The organism is Pseudomonas sp. 1152_12 (assembly GCF_052850675.1).
Genome location: NZ_VXCW01000004.1, coordinates 205,831 through 230,440, shown reverse-complemented (window position 1 = coordinate 230,440; position 24,610 = coordinate 205,831). Strand labels below are relative to the sequence as shown.

The following is a 24,610-nucleotide window of genomic DNA, read 5'->3' as shown; positions in this document are numbered from 1 at the left end:
GGGGCGCACTCGCGAGCTTGCTACGCGGCTGGACGTGCCAGTGTCTGCACCTGCTCGCGGATTTTCACCGTGGCTTGCGGCGACGCAACGGTTGCATACCCTTTGGCCAATTGTTCAAAGTGCGATTCGAACAACCAGTTGCGGTCCTGCGGATAGCGTTGCATGTGCTTCACGTTGCGCTGGCGCAGGGTGTTACGCAGTGCCGACGGATAAATACGCATATCGGCCACGTCGATTAGCCCGAACTCGCCATCTTCCATAAGCAGGACATTGCCCAGGTGCAGCGAGCGGAAGTACACACCGCGTTCGTGCAGCTGTGCCATGAACCGCCCAAAGCGTTCGATCAGCGACTCTCGCAGGCTGTTGTCCAGGCTCTGCAGCGCCTGGCGCAGGGTCAGGCCCGGTAGTGGCTGATAACGCACGGCACTGCTGCCATCTTGCAAGCGATACAGATCAAGGATCGGGGGTGAAGCAATGCCAAGCCGCGCCAGCTGTTCGCTGTTGCTGGCGAAGCGCTGCGAATAAGGGCTGAACCCACCGGTGGTGTACCAGCGACGCGCCCTGAACAGCTTGAGGAAACTGCCGTCTTCCAAGCGCAGAACTTTCGGTCCAAGGCCATCTTCCTCGATGACGCTAGCGTCGTTTTGCAGCGCTTCGAAGTCCTGTGGCGTCGGTGTTTTGACCGGCATGCGCAGCAGGCTTCGACGACGCTGTGCGATGCTCAGGCCGGCCAGCAGTGCTAGCGGGATCCACAGCAGAAACCAGTGCTCCTTGGGGCGCGAGAGGATGCCGCCGCCCTCGGTCAAGCCGGCGCCGATGCCATAGGCCAGCAGGGCGGACCCGAGGATAAACAGTGGCTGTGCCCTCTCCTTGAGACCTTTGTAGAGGCCCCAGCCAAGCATGAATACCCACGGGATAAAGCCGATGATGCCGACGTAATAGAGCACACCGAGGGCGAAGTTGTGGGGCTCGACCAGTTGGAAACCGTTGGCCAGAACCAGGCTCAATTCGGCGTTGAAACTGTGGCCGATCAAGGGGTGCTCGGCGATACGCTGCAACGTAAGGGTCCACAATTCAAAACGGAATGAACTGCCACGTTCAGTGATGGATTCGGGATAAAACAGAAGCAGCGCCGCAGCGCCCAGCACCAGCGTGACGATCATCAGCGCGGAACGACGATTGCGGCTGACAACAGCGATCCAGAGTGCGGCCAGCGTCAGTGCAACCAGTGGCGTTCGTGAGCCGGTGGCCAGGAGGGTGGCTGTCATGATCGCCAGCGCCGGTGCGCTGAACCACAACACCCGCACGCGTTGAGTGGTGATACACACATACAGCCAGTAAATGCAGAAGAAGCCGAAGACGTGGGAGCTGAGCAATGGATTATCGAGGGCGCCAAGGCCACCGATCATGCGCATGCCCGGCTCGAAGCCTTTGACGAATGCCACCAGATTGCACAGGCTCACCACCAGCGCAATGAGCGCGGCGCTGAAAAATATCGGCTTGAGCAGATCGTTGCGGTATTGCAGCAGCAAGCCACAGCCGGCAAACAACATGAAGGTGTGCAGCGGCACCTTGAACAGGTTGGAATCATAGGTGGGTTCCGGGCTCCACAGCACGGTGGTTAGCGCCCAGGCGCAAAATGCCAGGAAGGCGACCACCAAAGGCTCACGCAGCAACTCTTTGAGCTCCCGTGGGCGCAAGCACAGCAACAGCAAAGTCGGCACACTGAAAAAAACGTAGTAGAACCGGTGCATGACATTGCGATTAGTGACGTAGAACAGCGAGCTCAGCAGCAACAACAAGCCAATGGGCAAAATCCATAGGACCAGGAAGTCGAAAACGCGATTTGAGCCATAAGTTAGGCGCTTGGAGTGCATACGGTAGAAGCCATTCCAGAAAAGAGAAAACCAACTATCTTAAAGTAGTGGCTATTTAATGTCGCCGGTTGGATTCAACCGGGCCACGGGTCATGCGGGGTGCAAGTACAACAGAGAAGCTGTGCTAAAGTCAGCCTCCTTTTTCAAAACGCCGCGTGATATGACCGACTCCAGTCCGAGCGCAAGCCCTTCGAGCTTGAAAATATACTTCCGCCTGCTCATGTACGTTAAGCCCTACGCCGGCTTGTTCGCGTTGAGTATCGTCGGATTTCTGATTTTCGCGTCGACCCAGCCCATGCTGGGGTACATCCTCAAGTACTTCGTCGACGGTCTGTCCAACCCTGAAGCGGTGCTGTTCCCAAGCGTACCGTTTCTGCGTGACCTGCAATTGCTGCAAGCCGTGCCGTTGTTGATCATTCTGATCGCCGCCTGGCAGGGTCTGGGTTCGTTCCTGGGCAACTACTTGTTGGCCAAGGTCTCCCTGGGCCTGGTCCACGACCTGCGGGTGCAGTTGTTCAACAACCTGCTGACGCTGCCCAACCGCTACTTCGATAACCACAACTCCGGGCATCTGATTTCGCGCATCACCTTCAACGTGACCATGGTCACGGGGGCGGCGACCGATGCGATTAAGGTGGTGATCCGTGAAGGCATGACGGTGATCTTCCTGTTCGCTTCGCTGCTGTTCATGAACTGGCGCCTGACGCTGGTGATGATTGCCATCCTGCCGTTGATTGCGGTGATGGTCAGCACGGCCAGTAAAAAATTCCGCAAGCAAAGCAAGAAGATCCAAGTGGCCATGGGGGACGTGACTCACGTTGCCTCCGAAACCATCCAGGGTTATCGCGTAGTGCGCAGTTTCGGTGGTGAAGTCTACGAGCAGAAGCGCTTCTTCAAGGCCAGCCAGGGCAACACCGACAAGCAACTGCGCATGACCCGCACCGGAGCGATCTACACCCCTTTGCTGCAACTGGTGATCTACACCGCCATGGCGGTGCTGATGTTCCTGGTGCTCTACCTTCGCGGCGACGCGTCGGCCGGTGACATGGTTGCCTACATTACCTTGGCGGGCTTACTGCCCAAGCCGATTCGACAACTGTCGGAGGTCAGCTCGACCATCCAGAAAGGTGTGGCCGGCGCTGAAAGCATTTTCGAACAGCTGGACGAAGAGCAGGAAGTCGACGGTGGCACTATTGAGCGCGACAAAGTCAGCGGCCGCCTGGAAGTTCGCAACCTGAATTTCACCTACCCCGGCACTGAACGCCATGTGCTCAAGGACATCAGCTTTACCGCCGAGCCTGGGCAGATGATCGCGCTGGTGGGTCGTTCCGGCAGCGGCAAGTCGACCCTGGCCAGCCTGATCCCGCGTTTCTACCACCATGAAAGCGGCGAAATCCTGCTCGACGGTGTAGAGGTTGAGGACTACAAGTTGCTCAACCTGCGCAAGCACATTGCCCAGGTGACGCAGCACGTGACCTTGTTCAGCGACACCGTGACCAACAACATCGCTTACGGCGACCTGGCCGGCGCGCCACGGGTGGACGTTGAAGCGGCGGCGGCGGATGCCTACGCCAAGGACTTCATCGACCAGTTGCCGAAAGGCTTCGACACACAGGTCGGTGAAAACGGTGTGTTGCTTTCCGGTGGACAACGCCAGCGCCTGGCAATCGCCCGGGCATTGCTCAAGAACGCGCCACTGCTGATTCTCGACGAGGCCACCTCGGCCCTCGACACTGAATCGGAGCGGCACATTCAGGCAGCCCTGGACAAAGTCATGCAGGGCCGGACCACGCTGGTGATCGCGCACCGCTTGTCCACCATCGAGAAGGCTGACTTGATCCTGGTGATGGACGACGGCCGGATTGTCGAGCGTGGTACCCACGCCGAGCTGCTGGCACAGAACGGCTATTACGCCCGCCTGCATGCCATGGGCCTGGATGCACCAGTGTCGGCCGATATCACCTGAAACCTTGTGGGAGCGGGCTTGCCCGCGATAGCGCAGTGTCAGTCACCGAATGTTTCGACTGATTCACCGCCATCGCGGGCAAGCCCGCTCCCACATGTGTTCCTCGGTGGATTCAATGGCAGGCCCGTCGCACTATCTTCTGTGCACACCCTCCACAAGCCTTCCATAACCCTGTGCTAATATCGCGCCCCTGTTCATTTTGTATGTGGGTTGCTCCATGAAGTTGTCCATGCCGCGATTCGATCAAGCCCCTGTCTTGGTGGTCGGCGATGTCATGCTCGACCGTTACTGGCATGGCGGTACCTCACGGATTTCCCCTGAGGCGCCGGTACCGGTAGTCAAGGTCGAGCAAATCGAAGACCGTCCAGGTGGCGCTGCCAACGTTGCCCTTAATATTGCCGCCCTCGGCGCCCCGGCCTCCCTCGTGGGTGTGACCGGCGACGACGAAGCCGCCGACAGCCTGGCCAACAGCCTGCGCGGTGCTGGCGTGCGCGCGCTGTTCCAGCGCATTGCCCATCAGCCGACCATCGTCAAGCTGCGGGTCATGAGCCGTCACCAGCAATTGCTGCGTATCGATTTTGAAGAGCCCTTCGCGACCGACGCCCTGGCCCTTAGCGAGCAGGTCGACAGTTTGCTCGAAGGCATCAAGGTGCTGGTCCTGTCCGACTACGGCAAAGGCGCCCTGAAGAATCACCAGATGCTGATACAGGCCGCCAAGGCCCGCAACATTCCGGTACTGGCCGATCCCAAGGGCAAGGACTTCTCGATTTATCGGGGCGCCAGCCTGATCACGCCAAACCTCAGCGAGTTCGAAGCCATCGTCGGCGGTTGCGTCGATGAGCACGAACTGGTGACCAAGGGCGCCACGTTGATGGCCGACCTTGACCTGGGCGCCTTGCTGGTGACCCGTGGCGAGCACGGCATGACCCTGTTGCGCCCAGGCCACCCGGCGATGCACCTGCCGGCGCGTGCCCGTGAAGTATTCGACGTCACCGGCGCCGGTGACACCGTGATTTCCACCCTCGCCGCCTCGATCGCCGCCGGTGAGGAATTGCCTCACGCCGTGGCCTTGGCCAATCTGGCGGCGGGCATCGTGGTCGGCAAACTGGGTACCGCGGCCATCAGCGCGCCTGAGTTGCGCCGCGCTATCCAGCGCTCCGAAGGCTCCGAGCGCGGTGTGTTGACGATCGAGCAGTTGCTGTTGGCGATTGACGATGCACGCGCCCATAACGAAAGCATTGTGTTCACCAATGGCTGTTTCGACATCCTGCATGCCGGTCATGTGACATACCTGGAACAGGCGCGTGCCCAAGGCGATCGTCTGATCGTTGCGGTCAATGACGATGCCTCGGTCAGCCGCTTGAAAGGCCCTGGCCGCCCGATCAACAGTGTCGACCGGCGTATGGCCGTATTGGCCGGGTTAGGTGCGGTGGACTGGGTGATCAGCTTCTCTGAAGGCACCCCGGAAAACCTGCTGGCCCAAGTCAAGCCGGACGTGCTGGTCAAGGGCGGCGACTACGCTGTCGACCAGGTCGTGGGTGCCGATATCGTCAGCGCCTACGGTGGTACGGTCAAAGTACTGGGGCTGGTTGAAAACAGCTCGACCACGGCCATTGTCGAGAAGATCCGCAACAATGAATAACGCTGATAAGTGGGTCCTGATCACCGGTGGCGCCGGGTTTATCGGTTCGCACCTTGCCGATGCATTGCTTGCTGGCGGCTACTCCGTGCGTGTGCTGGATGACTTGTCTACGGGCAAGCGCAGCAATTTGCCGCTGGGCAACCCGCGTGTCCAACTGATCGAAGGCGATGTGGCCAATGCTGAGTTGGTGGCGCAAGCCGCCGTTGGCGCAAGCGCGGTGGTGCACTTGGCGGCAGTGGCTTCGGTGCAGGCATCAGTGGACGACCCGGTGAGTACTCATCAGAGCAATTTCGTCGGCACCCTGAATGTCTGCGAAGCCATGCGCAAGGCTGGGGTCAAGCGGGTGGTGTATGCCTCCAGTGCGGCGGTGTATGGCAACAATGGCGAGGGCGACTCGATTGACGAAGCGACCACCAAGGCGCCGCTGACACCCTACGCCTCCGACAAGTTGGCCGGGGAGCACTACTTCGACTTTTACCGCCGCCAGCACGGCCTGGAGCCGGTGATTTTTCGCTTCTTCAATATCTTCGGGCCCCGTCAGGATCCGTCATCGCCGTATTCCGGGGTGATTAGTATCTTCAGCGAGCGTGTGCAGCAGGGTGTGCCGATCAGCGTATTTGGTGATGGTGAACAAACCCGCGATTTTATGTATGTGGGGGATTTGGTGGATGTGTTGGTGCAGGCCATTGAAGCGCCTGAGGCACCGTTGGGTGCGATTAACGTTGGCTGGAACCGTACGACGACGCTCAAGCAAGTGTTGGAGGCGTTGGAAGAGGTGCTGGGTAAGTTGCCCGCGATCACTTACGGGCCAGCACGTTCGGGGGATATTCGGCACTCGCGGGCTAATAACCAGCGACTGTTAGCGAGTTTTACGATGCCTGAGCCTACGCCGTTGAAGGTGGGGTTGGAGCGGTTGCTTAACGACTGAGCACAATCAATGTGGGAGCTCGCTCCCACATTGATAGGCTTTGTTTTCGAATTCAGCGGCTGGCTTTATTCTTCGGCACTATCTTGCGCAACATCTGCCGCGCCTTGCCCGTCAACCGTTTGAGCTTCGACTCTTTTTCTGGTTGCGCCAGCCCCTGCTGCCTCAGCCAATCCTTCCACCGGATCCGCTCATCGCGCACCAACCAGCCTTCCTGCTGAGCAAAACTTTCGGCCAGATATAACCCGCGAGTACTGGCCGGATACAGCTGGTCCTTCTTCACCGTGTACAACTCGGCCAGCGGTTGCCCGTCTTTCAACGGCATCAGATACAGGTCCGGCCGCTGGCGGTCTAGACGCGCCACCAGTTGGTCGCCTTCAAGCCGCTCATCCACATGAAACAGGCTCAGTGATTTGGCTTCCTTCGGTACCTCAAGGCGCAAGTCATAAATCAGTTGCAGCGATGCCGTCGGCAGGTGCACATACGCCCGCGGGCGCTCGATCAATTGCGTGGTCGCGCAACGCACCGGACGTGCAGCGCCGGATAACGGGCTCAAACGAAATGGCAGGGCCTCACGGTAATGCAGGGCGGCAGAGTAGGGCGCCGGCAGCCACGTGTCATTGAAGCGCCCGCCCAGCCAACCTTCCGGTGTTTCCAGCAGGCACTCTTCGGCAATCTCCTGGATGGCGGTGTGCAGCGGCAGGTTCAGTTCGTGAGCGGGGACGTAGCCGGAAATCAGCTTGAGCACCACATCGCCACGGTCTTGGCGGCGTTGGCGCACCAGCACCCAATAATCCTTGTTTTGCCAATGCAGGGTCAGGCGTACTGACACGCCGAGGTTCGCCAGTTCCAGGGCGAAACGCTCGGCGTCTGCCACCTCGACCGGCTTGCGTCGTTGCAGGGTTTGGGCGAAGTTGAGCGGCATACCTACGCTCTGGTAGCTCAGGCCTTCGGGGGTGGCTTCGACGTGCAGCGGCAGTGTTTTAAAGTTGCTGGGGTTTTTTCTAATGAGCGTGCGCGCCATGTCGGCTCCTTTTTGCGACGAGGTCGGCCGCGTCGGCGGCATCAGAGTTGACGAATGACCTTGGCAGCGGTCGCCACGTTATGGGCCAGGTGCAGCGGATTGATGGTCCCGACAATAGCACTGGCGACACCCGTTTGCGCAAACAACAACATGAAACTGGCGTGAATTGGATCCATTCCAGGCTCCAGGCACACGTGGCCGCTGGCCAGGGCCTTTTTCACCAGAATGCCCTTGCCATGGGCGGCCGCATAATCAATGACGGCTTTCTCGGTTTGTTCGTTCAAATTGTAGGTGACCATAGCGCAATCACCTTGCTCCAAAGCCTTCACGCCACCGTCGACGGTTTTGCCGGAAAGGCCGAACCCGCGAATCTTGCCCTCTTTCTTCAGCTCGGCCAGGGCCTGGTACACCTCGCAGTCGTTGAGGATATGCAAATCGTTGCCGTCGGAGTGCACCAGCACCAGGTCGATAAAATCAGTCTCAAGTCGTTTCAAGCTGCGCTCGATCGACATCCGGGTGTGGGCGGCACTGAAATCGTGATGGGACACGCCATCAGCAAACTCTTCGCCGACCTTGCTGACGATCACCCAGTCCTTGCGCTGGCCGCGCAGCAGCGGCCCCAGGCGTTCTTCGCTGCGGCCATAAGCTGGTGCGGTGTCGATCAAGTTGATGCCCAATTGACGGGCCTGGCGCAACAACATGCGCGCTTCTTCGTCATCCGGAATCTGGAAGCCGCTGGGGTATTTCACCCCTTGGTCGCGCCCAAGCTTCACGGTGCCCAGGCCCAGTGGCGACACCAGCAGGCCGGTGCTGCCCAGGGGGCGATGCAGGTCGTGCAGGGTGGGTAGGCTCATGGCAACAGTTGCTCCCAGGCAGGTTGGCCGATGACGGGTTTTGGCAGCTCGGGCAGGGCTTGGGTGACGCTCGGGTGGATGCCGTCACGTTCCAAGGCGCTGAGCACGCGATCAGCGAAGTCCGGCGCCAGGGCCAGCTTGGTCGGCCAACCCACCAACAGGCGGCCTTGTTCGGCGAGGAAGGCGTTGTCGGGACGGCTCAGGCCTGATTGCAGCGGCTCGGCACGGTCGACACGCAGGGTTGCCCACTGGGTCTGGCTCATGTCGATCCACGGCAGCAATTGCGCCAGTTCTTTTTGCGCAGTGGCGATCTGTTCTTCAGGTGTACGTGCCACGCCATCCGCTTCGGCAATGTCGCCGCCCATGTACCACACCCAGTTGCCATCGGCGGCCGGGTGAGTGGTGATGGTGAGGCGTGGTTTGGTGCCGCCGCCCAGGCAGTGGGCGTACAGTGGCTTCAGGCCCGGGCCTTTGGCGATGATCATATGCAGCGGGCGCTTTTGCATGGCCGGCTGGCTGAGGCCCAGGGCGCTCAGCAGATCAGCCGTGCCGCCACCGGCGCTCAACACGATGCGTTGAGCGCGGATCTCGCGGCCATCCACCTTCAATCCCACCAGCGTGTCACTGTCCAGCAGCGGTTCGATGTGCTGCCCAGCGAGCAAGCCGTCACCGGCCAATTGTGCCAGGCGTTCGATCAGGCTAGGGACATCGATGACCAATTCCGCCAAGCGATAGACCTTGCCCTTGAAGCGACGGTCCTGCAGGGCCGGTGGCAACTCATCGCCTTTGACCTGGTCGACGCGGCCACGCACGGCTTTGCTGGCGAAGAAGCTGGTGAGGTTGCCGGCGAGGGTGCCGGGTGACCAGAGGTAGTGGGCCTCGGACAGCAGGCGCACGCCGCAGAGGTCCAGCTCGCCTTTGCCCGTGAGGGCTTCGCGCCAGCGGCGCGGCATATCCGCAATGGCTTCGGACGCGCCAGTGAGGGCACCATGCAGGGCGTATTTCGCACCGCCGTGAATAATTCCCTGGGACTTCACGCTTTGTCCGCCACCCAAGGTGGCGCTTTCCACCACTACCGTGGAAAACCCCTGGCTGCGCAGGCGCGCATTGAGCCAGAGGCCTGCAACCCCGGCGCCGACAATCAGAACGTCGGTGGAAATAACGGATGGCATGGGCGACCTCAGTGTTCAAGACAAGAGGCGCAGTATACAGGCTGTTGAGCGGCGATCAGTGCCCGGCGGTTTTCGAGAACAGCTGAATGACCACCACGCCCAGTACAATCAGGCCCATCCCCAGCATCGCCGGAACATCCAGCTTCTGGCCGTAGATAAACAGCGCGGCCACGCTGACCATCACAATCCCCAGCCCGGCCCAGACCGCATAGGCGATGCCCACCGGCACAGTGCGCACCACCAGGATGAGCATCCAGAAGGCTACGGCATACCCCACAATCATCAACAGCAAGGGGATCGGCGTGTTCAAGCCCTTGACGGCTTTCATGGAAACGGTCGCGACCACTTCCGAGCAAATGGCAATGGCCAAATAGAGGTAAGCGACATTCATGGGGTAATCCTCGGTGTGATGCGTACTTGATAAGGTCGGCATTCTAACGCTTGGAAAGATGGGGTAAAGTCATTACCTATCCGATTTTAAGATGGGTTGGGTCATGAGCATGCAGTGGAGTCTGGAACAGATGCGCCTGTTTGTCAGCGTCGCCGAACAGCGTTCGTTTTCAGCGGTGGCGCGCGATCAGCGCAAGGTGCAATCGGCGGTGAGCAATGGCATTGCCCTGCTCGAAGCCGACCTTGGGCTGAGCCTGTTCGACCGCAGCAGCGGCCGCCAGCCGCGCCTGACCGAAGCCGGTAGCGTGTTGCTGGAGGAAGCGCGCGAGGTGCTGCGCCAGTGTGAACGGCTCAATGGCCGGGCGCTGTCGCTGACGCGTGGGGAGGAAGCCTGTCTGCGTCTGGCCCAGGACGAAGCCATGTTGTTCCAACCGGTGCTCGACAGCCTTGAGGCGCTGGCCGGGCAATACCCGCTTATGGAAGTGCAGCTGTCCAGTGCCGCCCAAGGTGACGTGGCGCGCAAGTTAGTCGAGCGCAAGGCCGACCTGGGCCTGTTGTTCTATCACGACCAAATCCCCGAGGCCCTCGAACGGCGTGTAGTGGGTAGTGTGGAAATGGTCACCGTGTGCGGCGTGAATCACCCGCTGGCCAAGGAAAAGTACGTAACGTGTCAGCATTTGGCGCAGTTTCGTCAACTGTTGATGTCGACCCAGACCAGTGTCTACCCCGGCAGCGAAGCCGCCAGCCCCTTGGTGTGGCGCGCCGACAGTTTCTATGTGTTGGCCGAATGGCTGATGAGTGGCCTGGGCTGGGCCTGGCTGCCGCGGCACATCGTGCAGTACCCCACCTATCAACAACAAATGGTTGAACTGGACAGCGAATGGACGCCGCCCGCCTTGGTGGTGGAGCTGGTCTGGCGCCGCGATGAGCACCTCGGCCCGGCTGCGCGTTTCCTGGCCGAGCGATTTGCCGAGTGCTTGCAGGCGATCGACTGAAAAAGCCGATAAACTCCGCCGCCATGAATAGAACTCTCTACAGCTGTCTGTTTTACCTGGCGCTGCCGTTGGTGGCTTTACGTCTGTGGCTGCGCGCACGCAAGGCGCCGGCCTATGCCAAGCGCATTGGCGAGCGTTTTTCCTACGGTCTGCCGATGATGCAACCCGGCGGGATCTGGGTGCACGCCGTGTCGGTGGGCGAAAGCATCGCCGCCGCGCCGATGATTCGCGGGTTGCTGGCGCGCCATCCGACGTTGCCGATCACCGTCACCTGCATGACGCCGACCGGCTCCGAGCGTATCCAGGCGCTGTTCGCCCATGAGACACGCATTCAGCACTGCTATTTGCCCTATGACTTGCCCTGCGCCGCCAAGCGTTTTCTTGATCGCGTGCAACCCAAGCTGGCGGTGATCATGGAAACCGAGTTGTGGCCGAACCATATCCATGCCTGTGCTCAACGCGGTATTCCGGTGGCGCTGGCCAATGCGCGGCTGTCGGCGCGCTCGGCCAAAGGCTACGCACGTTTCGCCAGACTTACCGCGCCGATGCTGGCAGAAATGAGCCTGTTCGCGGTGCAGACGCACACCGAAGCTCAGCGCTTCCTGAGCCTGGGCGCGCGCCCGGAAAGCGTCGAAGTCACCGGCTCGATCAAGTTCGATCTGACCGTCGACTCCGAAATCCCGGCACGTGCTGCCGCCTTGCGAGAGCAGTGGGGCGCCAGCGAGCGCCCGGTGTGGATCGCCGCCAGCACCCATGAAGGCGAAGACGACGTGGTACTGGCTGCGCATCGCCAATTGCTCGACAGCTATCCCAACGCGCTGTTGATTCTGGTGCCGCGTCATCAAGAGCGCTTCGGCCCGATGTTCACGCTGTGCGGGCAACAAGGCTTTGCGACGGCGCGCCGTTCCAGCGGTGAACCCGTGACGGCGCAAACCTCCGTGCTGCTTGGCGACACCATGGGCGAGCTGCTATTCCTTTACGCCTTGGCCGATAGCGCGTTTGTCGGCGGCAGCCTGGTGCCCACCGGCGGCCACAACCCGTTAGAGGCGGCGGCGCTGGCCAAACCTGTGATCATGGGGCCGCACCTGTTCAACTTCCTCGAAATCAGCGCGATGATGCGCGACGCGGGGGCGTTGCGAGAAGTGGATGATGCACAAGGATTGGCCGAGGCTGTGCGGCAACTGTTCGAACTGCCGCAGGATGCACGCAAAATGGCGCAGGCGGGGCTTGCGGTGATGCAGGCCAACCAGGGCGCGCTCAAGCGTTTGCTGGATGGTTTGGACAGACTACTCAAGCACTGATCCAACGGTGGGAGCTGGCAAGCCTGCTCCCACAGTTGTTTGTGTTGTGCTTAGTAGCCTGGGCGGGCCTTGAGCTGCTCGGCGGCGGCTTTGGCCAAATCCGGCGGCAGGAAGTCCTTGTCCGGGTTGTAATCAGCCTTGAGGTAGCGCGACAGGTCCTGCAAATCCCCTGGGTTCAGCGTGCCCGCGGCCTGTTTCAAGCGCAGGTTGTCGAGGATGTAGTCGTAGCGGCTGTTGTTGTAGTTGCGCACCGACGAGTAGAGCTGGCGCTGTGACTCCAGCACGTCGACGATGTTGCGCGTGCCCACCTGATAACCGATTTCCGTGGCTTCCACCGCGCTCTGGTTGGAGATGATCGACTGGCGGCGTGCCTGTACCTGTTCCACATCAGTGTTCACTGCGCGGTGCAGGTTGCGGGTGTTTTCCACCACTTGGCGGCGCAGGCCCTCGCGTTGCTGTTCGGTCTGGTCGAGGCGCGAATAGGATTCGCGCACTTGCGAGCTGGTCAGGCCGCCGCTGTAGAGCGGGATGTTCAGGCGCAGGCCGATGGTGCGTTGCGACACATCACCGCCGTAAGGGATGGGCAGTTGGTTCGGGTTGCTGAAACCCAGCGCGTCGTTGTCACCTTTTTCGTATTGCGCCACGGCGTCGAGGGTCGGCAAGTGGCCGGCCTTGCGCTGGCGCAGGGTTTCTTCGGCGGCGGTGACCGCGTAGTTGCTGGCGAGCAAGTTGAGGTTCTGACGGCCGGCGGTTTCGACCCAGGCCTTGGCGTCATTCGGCGCCGGTGGTAGCACCGGCAGCGTGTGTACGATGCCCTGGATTGCGTTGTACTGGCGGTTGGTCAGGGTAATCAGCGCTTCGAAGGCGTCGTCCACCTGGCGTTGGGCGACGATGCGGTTGGCGCGGGCGGTGTCGTAGCTGGCCTGGGATTGCAGCACGTCGGTCTTGTCTGACAGGCCTACATCAAAGCGTTCGTTGGACTGATCGAGCTGGCGCTTGAAGGCGTTTTCTTCGGCCTTGGTCGAGGCCAGGTTGTCTTGGGCGCGCAGCACGGCGAAGTAGCTCTCGGCGCTTTGCAGGATCAGGTTTTGTTCAGTGGCCGAAAGTTGCAGCGAGGCTTGCTCGTTGACGGCTTCGGCGGCCTGCAGCTGGAACCATCGATCAGCGCGGAACAGCGGCTGGCTGAGGGTGGCCCGCCAGGAGTGGGCATCACGATTGACGGTAGCCGCCGGTTGGTCGATCTGGGTGCGCACGTTATTGCTGTCGGCGCCGGCCGACAGGTTCGGCAGCAAGCCGGCACGCGCTTGGGGCACCACTTCTTTTTGCGCGCCGTATTGGGCACGGGCGGCGGCCAGGTCGGCGTTGTTGTTCACCGCTTCCTGATAGACGCTGACCAAATCGGTGTTGGCGGACAAGGGCGCTTCAGCTGCCCAGACCATTCCATTGGTCGCACAAGACACGGCAAGAGCCAGTGAGAGTTTGCGCAGCATGAGGCGATCCCTAGTTTGAATATTACGGCGATAATTTGGCGCCCAAGGCTAAGACTGGCCATTCCTGGCGTCAAGCATTGTGGCGGCCCCCGAGTGTAGTGGGGCTGACCCGGCGCAACAATCCCGCAATCACGCCATTCATCACGCTGAATGCACCGCCATTGGCAATTTGCCTACGCCATGGTCTAGACTGGCTGCGTTCTTGTCGGGGTGCCTTGTTGGAAGGCTGAGATCGGTAAATACCGGATCCCGTTGAACCTGATCAGGTTAGCGCCTGCGTAGGGAACAAGATTTCTCGTCACCCGGCGAGTCCTCTTGTGCTTCGTCCGGGATGTTGTTCGACAATCGAACAGCTCTTGTGCGCCAAGCACAGCACTGGTTTCAGTGCGTCCATCCGTCACAGGTTCGCTCCGACAAAAATCCACCGCCTGGAGAGTTGGAGAGCCCGTGATGAGCACAGAAATAAAAAGTACAAAACTGAAAAACACCGTGCACTTGAGTGAATCGGCCAAGGTCGACTCCGGCTCCGTGCAGCCGTTTACCTGCTCGAAGAAAATTTACGTTCAAGGCTCCCGCCCTGATATCCGCGTACCCATGCGCGAAATCAGCCTGGACGTGACACCGACCGAGTTTGGTGGCGAAATCAACGCCCCTGTGGTGGTCTACGATACCTCTGGCCCCTATACCGACCCGAACGTCGTCATTGATGTGCGCAAAGGCTTGGCCGATATTCGTTCGCCGTGGATTGAAGCGCGCGGTGACACTGAGCGCCTGGCGGGCCTGAGTTCTCACTACGGTCGCGAACGTCTCAATGATCCAGAACTGGCGTCGCTGCGTTTTGCCCACCTGCAAAACCCTCGCCGAGCCAAAGTGGGTGCCAACGTCAGCCAGATGCATTACGCGCGTAAAGGCATCATCACGCCGGAGATGGAATTCGTCGCCATCCGCGAGAACATGAAGCTTGAAGAAGCTCGCGCCAATGGCCTGCTTGAGCAGCAACACGCTGGCCACAGCTTTGGCGCCAGCGTGCCGAAAATTATCACGCCAGAGTTTGTGCGCGAAGAAATTGCCCGTGGCCGTGCGATCATTCCGGCGAACATTAACCACACCGAACTGGAACCGATGATCATCGGCCGTAACTTTCTGGTGAAGATCAACGGCAACATCGGCAACAGTGCCCTGGGTTCGTCCATTGAAGAAGAAGTGGCGAAAATGACCTGGGGGATTCGCTGGGGGTCGGACAACATCATGGATTTGTCCACCGGCAAGCATATCCACGAAACCCGCGAGTGGATCATTCGTAACTCGCCGGTGCCGATCGGTACCGTGCCGATTTACCAGGCCCTGGAGAAAGTCGGTGGCGCCGCCGAAGACCTGACCTGGGAGCTGTTCCGTGACACCCTGATCGAACAGGCCGAGCAGGGCGTCGACTACTTCACCATCCACGCCGGCGTTTTGCTGCGCTACGTGCCGCTGACTACCAAGCGCGTCACCGGCATTGTTTCGCGTGGCGGTTCGATCATGGCCAAGTGGTGCCTGGCGCACCACAAAGAGAACTTTACTTACACGCATTTCGAAGAGATCTGCGAAATCATGAAGGCCTATGACGTCAGCTTCTCCCTCGGCGACGGCCTGCGCCCTGGCTCGATTGCCGACGCCAACGATGCCGCGCAGTTCGGCGAGCTGGAAACCCTCGGTGAGCTGACCAAGATCGCCTGGAAGCACGACGTGCAAACCATGATCGAAGGCCCCGGCCACGTGCCGATGCAACTGATCAAAGAGAACATGGACAAGCAACTGGAGTGCTGCGACGAGGCGCCGTTCTACACCCTCGGCCCGCTGACCACCGACATTGCGCCGGGCTACGACCACATCACCTCGGGTATCGGTGCGGCGATGATCGGCTGGTTCGGTTGCGCCATGCTCTGCTACGTCACGCCCAAGGAACACCTGGGCTTGCCGAATAAGGATGACGTGAAGACCGGGATCATCACCTACAAGATCGCCGCCCACGCCGCGGACTTGGCCAAGGGGCATCCGGGCGCCCAGATTCGCGACAACGCCTTGAGCAAGGCGCGCTTTGAATTCCGATGGGAGGACCAGTTCAACCTTGGTCTGGACCCCGACACCGCACGCTCGTATCACGACGAAACCTTGCCTAAGGACTCGGCCAAGGTCGCGCACTTCTGCTCGATGTGCGGGCCGAAATTCTGCTCGATGAAGATTACCCAGGAAGTGCGTGAATACGCGGCCAACCAGCGTATTGAAGCGGTGGATGTGGACGTGGCCAAGGGTTTGGCCGAGCAGGCGGAGCGGTTCAGGCAGGAAGGCAGTCAGCTGTACAAGAAGGTCTGATCCAGAGGCGGCGGTGCCTGCACTGCCGTCATCGCGGGCAAGCCCGACTCCCATATTTGATCGAGTTGTACACAGACGTTGTGTTCACAGCTGAACCAATGTGGGAGCCGGGCTTGCCCGCGATAGCGATCTTACAAACAACAAAGTGCCCCTCAGAGATAACACCCTTGAGCATTCAACCGAGTACCTACTCTCCTGATATAGCGGTGCCGAGCGACAAGCGCGTGTTCGGCGCCCGCGACCTGTTTTCCCTGTGGTTCTCGCTCGGCATCGGCCTGATGGTCCTGCAAACTGGCGCCTTGCTCGCTCCGGGCCTGGGCTTGTCCGGTTCGCTGCTGGCGATTTTCCTCGGCACGCTGGTCGGCGTGCTGCTGCTGGCCGCCGTCGGTGTAATCGGCAGCGACACCGGCCTGTCGGCCATGGCCGCGCTCAAGCTTAGCCTCGGTGCCAGGGGCGCGAGCCTGCCGGCGCTGCTGAACTTGCTCCAACTGATCGGCTGGGGCTCGTTCGAAATCATCGTGATGCGTGATGCTGCCAGCTTATTGGGCGTACGCGCGTTCAGCGAAGGTAGCCTGTTGGCGAGCCCTTTGCTGTGGACGCTGTTTTTTGGCGGTTTGGCGACGTTGCTGGCGGTCAGCGGCCCGCTGACGTTCGTACGGCAAATCCTGCGCAAATGGGGCATCTGGCTGCTGCTCGCGGCCTGCCTGTGGCTGACCTGGAACCTGTTCGCCGAGGCTGATCTGGCCGCGCTATGGGCCAAGGCCGGTGACGGCTCGATGCCGTTTGCGGTGGGTTTTGATATCGCCATCGCCATGCCGCTGTCGTGGCTGCCGCTGATTGCCGATTACTCACGCTTCGGCAAGCGCGCCAAAAGCGTCTTCGGCGGCACTGCCGTTGGCTTCTTTATTGGTAATTTCTGGCTGATGAGCCTGGGCGTGGCTTACACCTTGGCGTTTGTGCCGAGTGTCGAAGTGAATGCGTTGTTGCTGGCGTTGGCGGGTGCGGGCCTAGGCATTCCGTTGTTGCTGATCCTGTTGGATGAGTCGGAAAACGCCTTTGCCGATATTCACTCGGCGGCGGTGTCCAGTGGGATTTTGCTGCGTTGGAAGGTCGAGCACCTGGCGCTAGCAATCGGTGTGATTTGCACCTTGATCGCCTGCTTTGCACCGCTGGCGCAGTATCAGAATTTCCTGCTGCTGATCGGCTCAGTGTTTGCGCCGTTGTTCGGCGTGGTGCTGGTCGACCACTTTATCCTGCGCCGCCGCGGCCAGGGCGCGATTGCCAATTTGCATGGGTCTGCGCTGCTGGCCTGGCTGGGCGGCATCGCTACGTATCACCTGCTGGCGAATCTGTATCCCGACATCGGCGCAACCCTGCCGGCGTTGGTGCTGGCAGGGCTGTTGCAACTGATCCTCGGCCGCGCCTTCAGTGGTGAACGGGCACCAGCTCAGGCTTGAGCACACCGCTGAGACGCGCATAGGGGATGTTCATTTCGATCAGCCCCAATGCGTAAGGGGCAATGGTGGACACGTTGTACTTGAGCACCACGCCGCTGCTGGTCAAGGCGATGTTCGGGGTTTTCCGGAATGGCCAGTTCTTCACGAACTGCGGGTCGCGGTCCATCTGCGAGTTGATCAGCCAGGTGTTGTGGGCAACTTTGGCAATGTTCCAGAACGCCTGTTCCTGGCCCGGTAACAGCATGTCGGCCAGGCTCAGCTCTTTGTGCAGCAGGCGCGAATAGTTGATGAAACCACGGCCCGGCTCGCCCTGTGCCACCCCTGTGTCCAGGTAGCTGGACACTTCAACGATCACCAGTCCGTCATGCTGCTCACGTAGCTTGGCCTGCAAGTACATGCTATGGCGGTCGGCGGACTCGCGCAAAAACGTGTCCCGGTAGGCATTCAGGGTCGATGGCACGCTGGCCCCAGGCGTGGTGCGGGTCATCTGCAGCAGGCGTTGTTCGATCAGGGTGTCGAGCTGCGGCTCGGTGGGGAAGTGCACGGTATCAATGTTCACCAGCGGGCAATCCGGGCTGCTGCAGCCGGGTTTGATCTGCTCTGAGGCGTCTTGTTTGGTGTCCAGCGGTTTGAGATGGCTGGGTTGGAACAGGCTCTGGCAAGCACCCAGAGTCAAAGCAATGCAGGCCATGGAGGCGATTCTTAAAAGCGACATGTGCGTCCTTCGGAAATCGATGGAAAGCGAAAAAGAGTAGCGCTTCGACTGCGAACAAAGCCTTCAGTTCGCCACTAAGCTGATTAGAGTGAGTTTGACCGTAGCGGCCTATCCCGGCAACTGTAAAGGGGCTGCACCAATGGGCATGAGCGCGTTAGGATGGCGCGAATTGCACCGGCTAACGAGGAACACTATGACGGACATTGCCAAATCGACGCCGAACACCATCGAGATTGTTCAGCGCGACAATGCCTACCAGGGCTTCTACAAGCTCGATCGCGTGCAACTGCGCCACGAGAAATTCGATGGCGGCATGAGCCGAGTGATCAATCGCGAAGTTTTCGTTCGTCATGACGCCGTGTGTGTGCTGCCTTATGACCCGCAGCGCGATGAAGTGGTGCTGATCGAGCAATTTCGCGTCGGCGCCATGGGCCGTACCGACAACCCATGGTTGATTGAAATGGTTGCCGGCCTGATCGACAAGGATGAACAACCGGAGGAGGTTGCGCACCGCGAAGCCGAGGAGGAAGCTGGCCTTACGTTCTCTGCGCTGTGGCCGATCACCCAATATTTCCCGTCGCCCGGCGGCAGTACTGAATTCGTCCATTTGTACCTGGGCCGCTGCGACAGCGCCGGGGCGGGTGGCGTCCATGGACTGGAGGAAGAGGCAGAAGATATCCGCGTCACCACCTGGGCTTTCGAAGATGCCCTACAAGCGGTGCGTGACGGTAAAATTTCCAACGCAGCCAGCATTATCGCCCTGCAATGGCTTGCGCTTAATCGCGCGGAAGTGAGGGGGTTATGGCAGTAAAGGCACGGGAACGTTATCGAGTTGACCTGATCGGGCTGCAAGCCGCCTGCGAGGCCAACTATGCGCGGTTGATGCGCTTGCTTCCCGACATGCGCCACACCCCCGAGGCGCGGCGCATTGCCGTGACCCACGGCGACCAGATGCTCGGCGTGCTGACCCTCGAGGTCATCGTCAACTGCCCGTACACCACCACCCTACGTGTACGTCAGGAGCACAGCCTGCCGTGGCTGCCGGTGCCGCAGCTGGAAGTGCAGGTGTATCACGACGCGCGCATGGCCGAAGTGATCAGCGCCGAACACGCGCGACGCTTTCGCAGCATCTATCCTTACCCGAATGTGTTCATGCACCAGCCCGATGAGAAAGCACAGCTCAATGTGTTCCTCGGTGAATGGTTGAGCCACTGCCTGGCCCTGGGCCACGAGTTTGAAGTCGTGCGGTAGATGTGAACTACGTCTGCTTCCTGGGTTTCCTCTTTGTGTCCTGCCCCAGCATAATCGCGCCAAACGTCCATTTCCTGTGATTGCCTTGGGAGAGCGCCTTGTCCCGCGTATCCACTGTGAACCCCGATGCGCCGGCGCTGCTGGTGCAACTGTCCGACAGCCACTTGTTTGCCGAGGCCGACGCTACGTTGTTGGGCATGAACACCCGCGAAAGCCTGCAGCGGGTGATTGATCTGGTGCGCGAGCAACAGCCGCAGATCGACTTAGTGCTGGCCACAGGGGATTTGTCCCAGGATGGCACGCTTGAGTCCTATCAACAGTTTCGCGACCTGAGTCAGCAGGTCGCCGCCCCGGCGCGCTGGATTCCCGGCAATCACGACGAGCCGCAGGTTATGGCCCATGCCGCGGCGCACAGCGATTTGCTGGAACCGGTAGTCGACATCGGTAACTGGCGCGTCATCCTGCTGGACTCCGCCGTGCCCGGCTCGGTGCCCGGTTACCTGCAAGACCAACAGCTGCAATTACTTGCCCAGGCCTTGAGTGAAGCGCCGAGCCAACACCATCTGGTGTGCTTTCACCATCACCCGGTGTCGATTGGCTGTGCGTGGATGGAGCCCATCGGGCTGCGCAACCCCGAGGCATTGTTTGCCGTGCTTGACCGTTTCGCGCAGGTCAAGGCAGTGCTCTGGGGGCATGTGCACCAGGAAGTCGACCGCGAACGCAACGGTGTGCGGCTGCTGGCATCGCCGTCCACCTGTATCCAGTTTGCGCCGGGCTGCGAGGATTTCACGGTCAGCGAACAAGCGCCGGGTTACCGCTGGCTGCGCCTGCATGCCGACGGACGGTTAGAAACCGGGGTAGAGCGGGTCGAAGGCTTTGCGTTTACCGTGGACTACGGCAGCAACGGCTATTAAAGGCTGCAAACACAGATCAAAATGCGAGAACTGGCTTGCCTGCGATTGCGGTATGCCGGTTAACCAATGTGTGACTGATACACCGCCTTCACAGGCAAGCCAGCCCCCACAGTGGAACTTCTGTGTCCTTTAGATAGAGGGACTCACACACCCCTCCGATCCCTGTAAACTGCGCCTCTTTGGCTGATGCACGGAGAGCCCGGCATGTCTGCTTCGATCTTGTATATCCACGGTTTCAACAGTGCGCCGGCTTCCAACAAGGCCAGCCAGTTGATCGCCGTGATGGACAGCCTCGGCTTGGCCGACCAATTGCGCGTGCCGGCCCTGCATCACCATCCACGTCAGGCCATTCCTCAATTGGAGGAGGCCATTGAGCAACTGGGTCGGCCGCTGCTGGTCGGCAGCTCACTCGGCGGCTACTATGCAACCCATCTTGCCGAACGCCATGGCCTCAAGGCGCTGCTGGTCAACCCCGCGGTCAGCCCCCATCGGATGTTTGACGGTTACCTGGGCACCCAGAAGAACCTCTACACCGATGAAACCTGGGAGTTGACCCACGACCACGTCACGGCCCTGGCCGAACTGGAAGTCCCGGCTCCGCAGGATGCTGCGCGTTATCAGGTGTGGTTGCAGACCGGGGATGAAACCCTGGATTATCGCCTCGCCCAGCAGTATTACCGGGCCTGTGCCGTGCGTATCCAAGCTGGCGGCGACCATGGTTATCAAGGGTTCGCCCAGCAATTACCGGCGATGTTGAGTTTTGCCGGCATTGGCGCAGATCAGTATCAATCCTTCGACTTCACAGCACTTTGAAGCCGCAGGTTACTTTTTTAATCGAACGACTCACGACGAGACCCCATGGCCACTCCCAGCGCTAGCTCTTATAACGCCGACGCCATCGAAGTCCTCTCGGGCCTCGACCCGGTGCGCAAACGTCCCGGCATGTACACCGACACCAGCCGGCCGAACCACCTTGCCCAGGAAGTCATCGACAACAGCGTCGACGAAGCCTTGGCCGGGCACGCCAAGTCGGTACAAGTCATCCTCCACGCCGACCATTCCTTGGAAGTGTCCGACGACGGTCGCGGCATGCCGGTGGACATCCACCCCGAAGAGGGTGTGTCGGGCGTCGAGCTGATCCTCACCAAGCTGCATGCCGGCGGCAAGTTCTCTAACAAGAACTACCAGTTCTCCGGTGGCTTGCACGGTGTGGGTATTTCCGTGGTCAACGCCCTGTCGAACCAGGTGCGGGTCAAGGTCAAGCGCGACGGTAACGAGTACCAGATGACCTTCGCCGATGGCTACAAAGCCACCGACCTGGAAGTGATCGGCACCGTTGGCAAGCGCAACACCGGCACCAGCGTGTACTTCGCACCAGACCCGAAATACTTCGATTCACCCAAATTCTCCATCAGCCGCCTCAAGCATGTACTCAAGGCCAAGGCAGTGTTGTGCCCGGGCTTGCTGGTCAGTTTTGAAGACAAAGGCACCGGCGAGAAGGTCGAGTGGCACTACGAAGACGGCCTGCGCTCCTACCTGGAAGATTCCGTCAGCGACTTCGAACGCCTGCCCAACGAGCCGTTCTGCGGCAGCCTGGCCGGTAATAAAGAAGCCGTCGACTGGGCGCTGCTGTGGTTGCCCGAAGGTGGCGACAGCGTGCAGGAAAGCTACGTCAACCTGATCCCCACCGCTCAGGGCGGCACCCACGTCAATGGTTTGCGCCAGGGCTTGCTGGATGCCATGCGCGAATTCTGCGAATACCGCAGCCTGTTGCCACGCGGGGTGAAATTGGCACCGGAAGACGTGTGGGAGCGCATCGCGTTCGTGCTGTCGATGAAGATGCAGGAACCGCAATTCTCCGGTCAGACCAAAGAGCGCTTGTCGTCCCGTGAGGCGGCGGCGTTTGTGTCGGGCGTGGTCAAGGACGCCTTCAGCCTGTGGCTTAACGAGCACCCGGAGTTGGGCCTGGCCCTGGCGGAGCTGGCGATCAACAACGCCGGTCGCCGTTTGAAGGCCAGCAAAAAGGTCGAGCGCAAGCGCATCACTCAAGGCCCGGCACTGCCAGGCAAACTGGCCGATTGTGCCGGGCAAGACCCGATGCGCTCCGAACTGTTCCTGGTGGAAGGTGACTCCGCTGGCGGTTCCGCCAAGCAAGCGCGGGACAAGGAATTCCAAGCGATCCTGCCGTTGCGCGGCAAGATCCTCAACACCTGGGAAGTCGATGGCAGCGAAGTGCTGGCCAGCCAGGAAGTGCACAATATCGCAGTGGCCATCGGTGTCGATCCAGGCTCGGCTGATATTGCCCAACTGCGCTACGGCAAGATCTGCATTCTCGCCGACGCCGACTCCGACGGTTTGCACATCGCCACCTTGCTGTGTGCGCTGTTCGTCCAGCACTTCCGCCCATTGGTGGATGCCGGTCACGTCTACGTCGCCATGCCGCCGCTGTACCGTATCGACCTGGGCAAAGAAATTTTCTACGCCCTGGACGAGGCCGAGCGCGATGGCATTCTTGACCGCCTGATCGCCGAGAAAAAACGCGGCAAGCCACAGGTCACGCGATTCAAAGGCTTGGGCGAGATGAACCCGCCGCAGTTGCGCGAAACCACTATGGACCCGAACACGCGGCGCCTGGTGCAGTTGACCCTGGAAGACTTCGCCGGCACCTCGGAAATGATGGACATGTTGCTGGCGAAGAAGCGTGCACCGGACCGCAAGGCCTGGCTGGAATCCAAAGGCAACTTGGCCGAGGTTCTAGGCTGATGCGCACAGGTTTCGCCCTGGCGATCCTGATATTAAGCGGGTTGGCGGCTACCCAAGTGGCTGCTGCGCCCGTGGCAGAGCTCAAACTGCTGTCTGAGCACCCGGTGGACGGCATGCGCGGCGGTAACCTGTCGGGTCTGGCACTCTGTGGCAAGGCGTTGTGGACGGTTTCCGACCGCGATGACGACCAGATCTACCGCCTCGATATCAGTACGCCGACCTGGCAGGCCGAGACGGTGAAGATCGACGTGCCGCCGGTGCCCGAGTCCGGTTTGCCTTGGGGGTTGCGTTCACGCACCAAGGCCGCGTCGTTCATTCGCGGTGGCGACCTGGATTTTGAAGGTATCACCTGTGATGCCGCCGGCAACCGTTACATTGTCAGCGAAGCCCACGCGGCTGTACTGCAGGTGCCGGTGAGTGGCGCGCCTGAATGGTTGAAGATTGCCCCAGGCATGGTGCGCGAAGCCCGGGCCAGCGGCATGTTGCTGTATTTCAATGCATTGTTTGAAGGCGTGGCGATTAACCCCGAAGGCAACCAGATTTGGCTGGCGGCCGAGCGTGAGCGACGTGGCTTGATCTCGATCAAGCGTGGCCAGAGCGTATGGGACTGCGAAGGGCCGTGTGTGTTGCTGAGCGAAGCCGGCCAGGAGGTGCAGCCGGCGCAGTTCACCCACGCCAAGGCAGTGTCCAAGGACTTTGCCGACCTGGCGTTGTTCAATGGCAAACTGTTTACCCTGGAGCGCAATGCGTTCCAGATTTGCCGGCGCGATGCGGTCACGGCCAAAGTTGAGCTGTGCTGGTCGTTCGCCGACGAAACCCTGACGCCTGACCGGCGCTATGCCCAGCCCTACGGCCTGGCAGAAGCCTTGGTGGTGGATGCCGACGGCGCCTGGCTCGGTATCGACAACAACTTCGGCCCCAGAGCCGATGGTGAAAAACGCCCTGTGGTCTATCGTTTCGCCGCCCCCGCCGGTGGCTGGAACGCCCAGCCATGAGCGGGCAGCCGCCGGGCAAACGCGCCGGACGTGTATTAATGTTCGTGGCATGGGGGGCTGGGCTGTTTTTGGCCACACGATTCTTTGGGCAATGGGAAGCGCGTCAGGAAAATCCCAATGCTGTGGTGACCTCGGAGCAACATGAGGGTTACATCGAAGTGAAATTGCTGGGCAACGGCCAAGGGCATTTTGTTGCCAGCGGCCAGATTAACGGTCAAGCGGTGGAATTTATGCTCGACACCGGAGCAACCGATGTGGCGGTTCCAGCCGAATTGGCCGACCGTCTCGGAATTAAACGTGGCTTGCCGGTGACCTTGAGTACCGCCAACGGCCGTGTTCAGGGCTATCGCACCCACCTTGAGCGCCTGAAACTGGGCGATATTGTCCTGCAGGACGTCCGCGCGATAGTGGCGCCGGGCTTGGACGGGGAACAGGTGTTGCTGGGCATGAGTGCATTGAAACAACTTGAATTTACCCAGCGCAGCGGCACATTGCTGCTGCGCCAGACCAAACAATGATGAGGC

General features: G+C 60.4%; 21 protein-coding genes and 1 riboswitch. Of the genes, 14 read left to right on the top strand and 7 right to left on the bottom strand.

Translation table 11 applies throughout. The features are described from left to right. Positions 1-20: 20 nt before the first annotated feature. Positions 21-1,877: an O-antigen ligase family protein gene (locus FW764_RS08930; protein ID WP_446433619.1), complete on the bottom strand. Its 1,857-nt coding sequence runs from the start codon at positions 1,875-1,877 to the stop codon at positions 21-23. A 160-nt stretch (positions 1,878-2,037) separates the two neighbouring features. Here FW764_RS08930 and msbA point away from each other — a divergent pair, with 160 nt between their 5' ends. The 3 genes from msbA to FW764_RS08915 all read left to right on the top strand — a co-directional run bounded on the left by msbA (position 2,038) and on the right by FW764_RS08915 (position 6,413). Continuing rightward, positions 2,038-3,843 (top strand): lipid A export permease/ATP-binding protein MsbA, encoded by a 1,806-nt coding sequence (gene msbA / locus FW764_RS08925; RefSeq protein ID WP_446433618.1) that lies wholly within the window; start codon positions 2,038-2,040, stop codon positions 3,841-3,843. A 217-nt stretch (positions 3,844-4,060) separates the two neighbouring features. Beyond that, positions 4,061-5,485, top strand: coding sequence for a bifunctional D-glycero-beta-D-manno-heptose-7-phosphate kinase/D-glycero-beta-D-manno-heptose 1-phosphate adenylyltransferase HldE (gene hldE / locus FW764_RS08920; RefSeq protein WP_446433617.1), 1,425 nt, complete (start codon positions 4,061-4,063; stop codon positions 5,483-5,485). Next, on the top strand, positions 5,478-6,413 hold the full coding sequence (locus FW764_RS08915) for an NAD-dependent epimerase/dehydratase family protein (protein WP_446433616.1): 936 nt from the start codon (positions 5,478-5,480) through the stop codon (positions 6,411-6,413). Before hldE ends, FW764_RS08915 begins: the two co-directional genes overlap by 8 nt. 52 nt (positions 6,414-6,465) lie before the next feature. Here the strand turns inward: FW764_RS08915 and FW764_RS08910 are convergent, their stop codons facing one another. Genes FW764_RS08910 through FW764_RS08895 form a run of 4 tightly spaced genes read right to left on the bottom strand, consistent with a single transcriptional unit; the run spans position 6,466 to position 9,851 of the window. Continuing rightward, a complete protein-coding gene (locus tag FW764_RS08910) occupies positions 6,466-7,434 on the bottom strand; it encodes a metal ABC transporter ATPase (protein ID WP_446433615.1) in 969 nt (322 codons plus the stop codon). Positions 7,435-7,475: 41 nt separating this feature from the next. Beyond that, a complete protein-coding gene (locus FW764_RS08905; protein ID WP_446433614.1) occupies positions 7,476-8,288 on the bottom strand; it encodes an aldo/keto reductase in 813 nt (270 codons plus the stop codon). Continuing rightward, positions 8,285-9,460, bottom strand: a complete 1,176-nt coding sequence (locus FW764_RS08900) for an NAD(P)/FAD-dependent oxidoreductase (protein WP_446433613.1) — start codon at positions 9,458-9,460, stop codon at positions 8,285-8,287. Before FW764_RS08900 ends, FW764_RS08905 begins: the two co-directional genes overlap by 4 nt. Positions 9,461-9,515: 55 nt before the next feature. After that, positions 9,516-9,851 (bottom strand): DMT family transporter, encoded by a 336-nt coding sequence (locus FW764_RS08895; RefSeq protein WP_446433612.1) that lies wholly within the window; start codon positions 9,849-9,851, stop codon positions 9,516-9,518. A 103-nt stretch (positions 9,852-9,954) separates the two neighbouring features. On the opposite strand from FW764_RS08895, the gene FW764_RS08890 reads away from it, so the two are divergent. Together FW764_RS08890 and waaA are read left to right on the top strand one after the other, a co-directional pair. After that, positions 9,955-10,845, top strand: coding sequence for a LysR family transcriptional regulator (locus FW764_RS08890; protein ID WP_446433611.1), 891 nt, complete (start codon positions 9,955-9,957; stop codon positions 10,843-10,845). A 23-nt stretch (positions 10,846-10,868) separates the two neighbouring features. Next, entirely contained in the window at positions 10,869-12,146 is a 1,278-nt protein-coding gene (gene waaA, locus FW764_RS08885) for a lipid IV(A) 3-deoxy-D-manno-octulosonic acid transferase (protein ID WP_446433610.1), read from the top strand. Between the two features lie 50 nt (positions 12,147-12,196). On the opposite strand, the gene FW764_RS08880 is transcribed toward waaA, so the two are convergent. Continuing rightward, the gene (locus FW764_RS08880) at positions 12,197-13,636 is read right to left on the bottom strand and encodes a TolC family outer membrane protein (protein ID WP_446433609.1); all 1,440 of its coding nucleotides are present in this window, start codon (positions 13,634-13,636) and stop codon (positions 12,197-12,199) included. A gap of 196 nt (positions 13,637-13,832) precedes the next feature. Next, positions 13,833-13,938, top strand: a riboswitch (TPP riboswitch). Between the two features lie 148 nt (positions 13,939-14,086). On the opposite strand from FW764_RS08880, the gene thiC reads away from it, so the two are divergent. Both thiC and cytX read left to right on the top strand, forming a co-directional pair. Next, a complete protein-coding gene (gene thiC, locus FW764_RS08875; RefSeq protein WP_446433608.1) occupies positions 14,087-15,991 on the top strand; it encodes a phosphomethylpyrimidine synthase ThiC in 1,905 nt (634 codons plus the stop codon). Between the two features lie 167 nt (positions 15,992-16,158). Beyond that, positions 16,159-17,448, top strand: a complete 1,290-nt coding sequence (gene cytX, locus FW764_RS08870) for a putative hydroxymethylpyrimidine transporter CytX (protein WP_446433607.1) — start codon at positions 16,159-16,161, stop codon at positions 17,446-17,448. Here the strand turns inward: cytX and FW764_RS08865 are convergent. Further along, on the bottom strand, positions 17,417-18,163 hold the full coding sequence (locus FW764_RS08865) for an RsiV family protein (RefSeq protein ID WP_446433606.1): 747 nt from the start codon (positions 18,161-18,163) through the stop codon (positions 17,417-17,419). The two genes, cytX and FW764_RS08865, sit on opposite strands and share 32 nt — an antisense overlap. A gap of 193 nt (positions 18,164-18,356) precedes the next feature. Here FW764_RS08865 and FW764_RS08860 point away from each other — a divergent pair, with 193 nt between their 5' ends. From FW764_RS08860 to FW764_RS08830, 7 genes are all read left to right on the top strand, one after another. Continuing rightward, positions 18,357-18,974 carry an NUDIX domain-containing protein gene (locus tag FW764_RS08860; protein WP_446433605.1) on the top strand — a complete coding sequence of 206 codons (618 nt, stop codon included), beginning with the start codon at positions 18,357-18,359 and terminating at the stop codon, positions 18,972-18,974. After that, positions 18,965-19,414: a DUF1249 domain-containing protein gene (locus FW764_RS08855; protein WP_003209507.1), complete on the top strand. Its 450-nt coding sequence runs from the start codon at positions 18,965-18,967 to the stop codon at positions 19,412-19,414. The genes FW764_RS08860 and FW764_RS08855 overlap by 10 nt, the downstream gene beginning before the upstream one ends. Positions 19,415-19,512: 98 nt before the next feature. Next, positions 19,513-20,328 (top strand): 3',5'-cyclic-AMP phosphodiesterase, encoded by an 816-nt coding sequence (gene cpdA / locus FW764_RS08850; protein ID WP_446433604.1) that lies wholly within the window; start codon positions 19,513-19,515, stop codon positions 20,326-20,328. A 204-nt stretch (positions 20,329-20,532) separates the two neighbouring features. After that, on the top strand, positions 20,533-21,141 hold the full coding sequence (locus tag FW764_RS08845) for a YqiA/YcfP family alpha/beta fold hydrolase (protein ID WP_446433603.1): 609 nt from the start codon (positions 20,533-20,535) through the stop codon (positions 21,139-21,141). Between the two features lie 45 nt (positions 21,142-21,186). After that, positions 21,187-23,091, top strand: coding sequence for a DNA topoisomerase IV subunit B (parE, locus tag FW764_RS08840; RefSeq protein ID WP_446433602.1), 1,905 nt, complete (start codon positions 21,187-21,189; stop codon positions 23,089-23,091). Beyond that, on the top strand, positions 23,091-24,086 hold the full coding sequence (locus FW764_RS08835; protein ID WP_446433601.1) for an esterase-like activity of phytase family protein: 996 nt from the start codon (positions 23,091-23,093) through the stop codon (positions 24,084-24,086). Before parE ends, FW764_RS08835 begins: the two co-directional genes overlap by 1 nt. Beyond that, positions 24,083-24,604: a retropepsin-like aspartic protease family protein gene (locus tag FW764_RS08830; RefSeq protein WP_446433600.1), complete on the top strand. Its 522-nt coding sequence runs from the start codon at positions 24,083-24,085 to the stop codon at positions 24,602-24,604. The genes FW764_RS08835 and FW764_RS08830 overlap by 4 nt, the downstream gene beginning before the upstream one ends. The last annotated feature ends 6 nt before the right edge of the window (positions 24,605-24,610 follow it).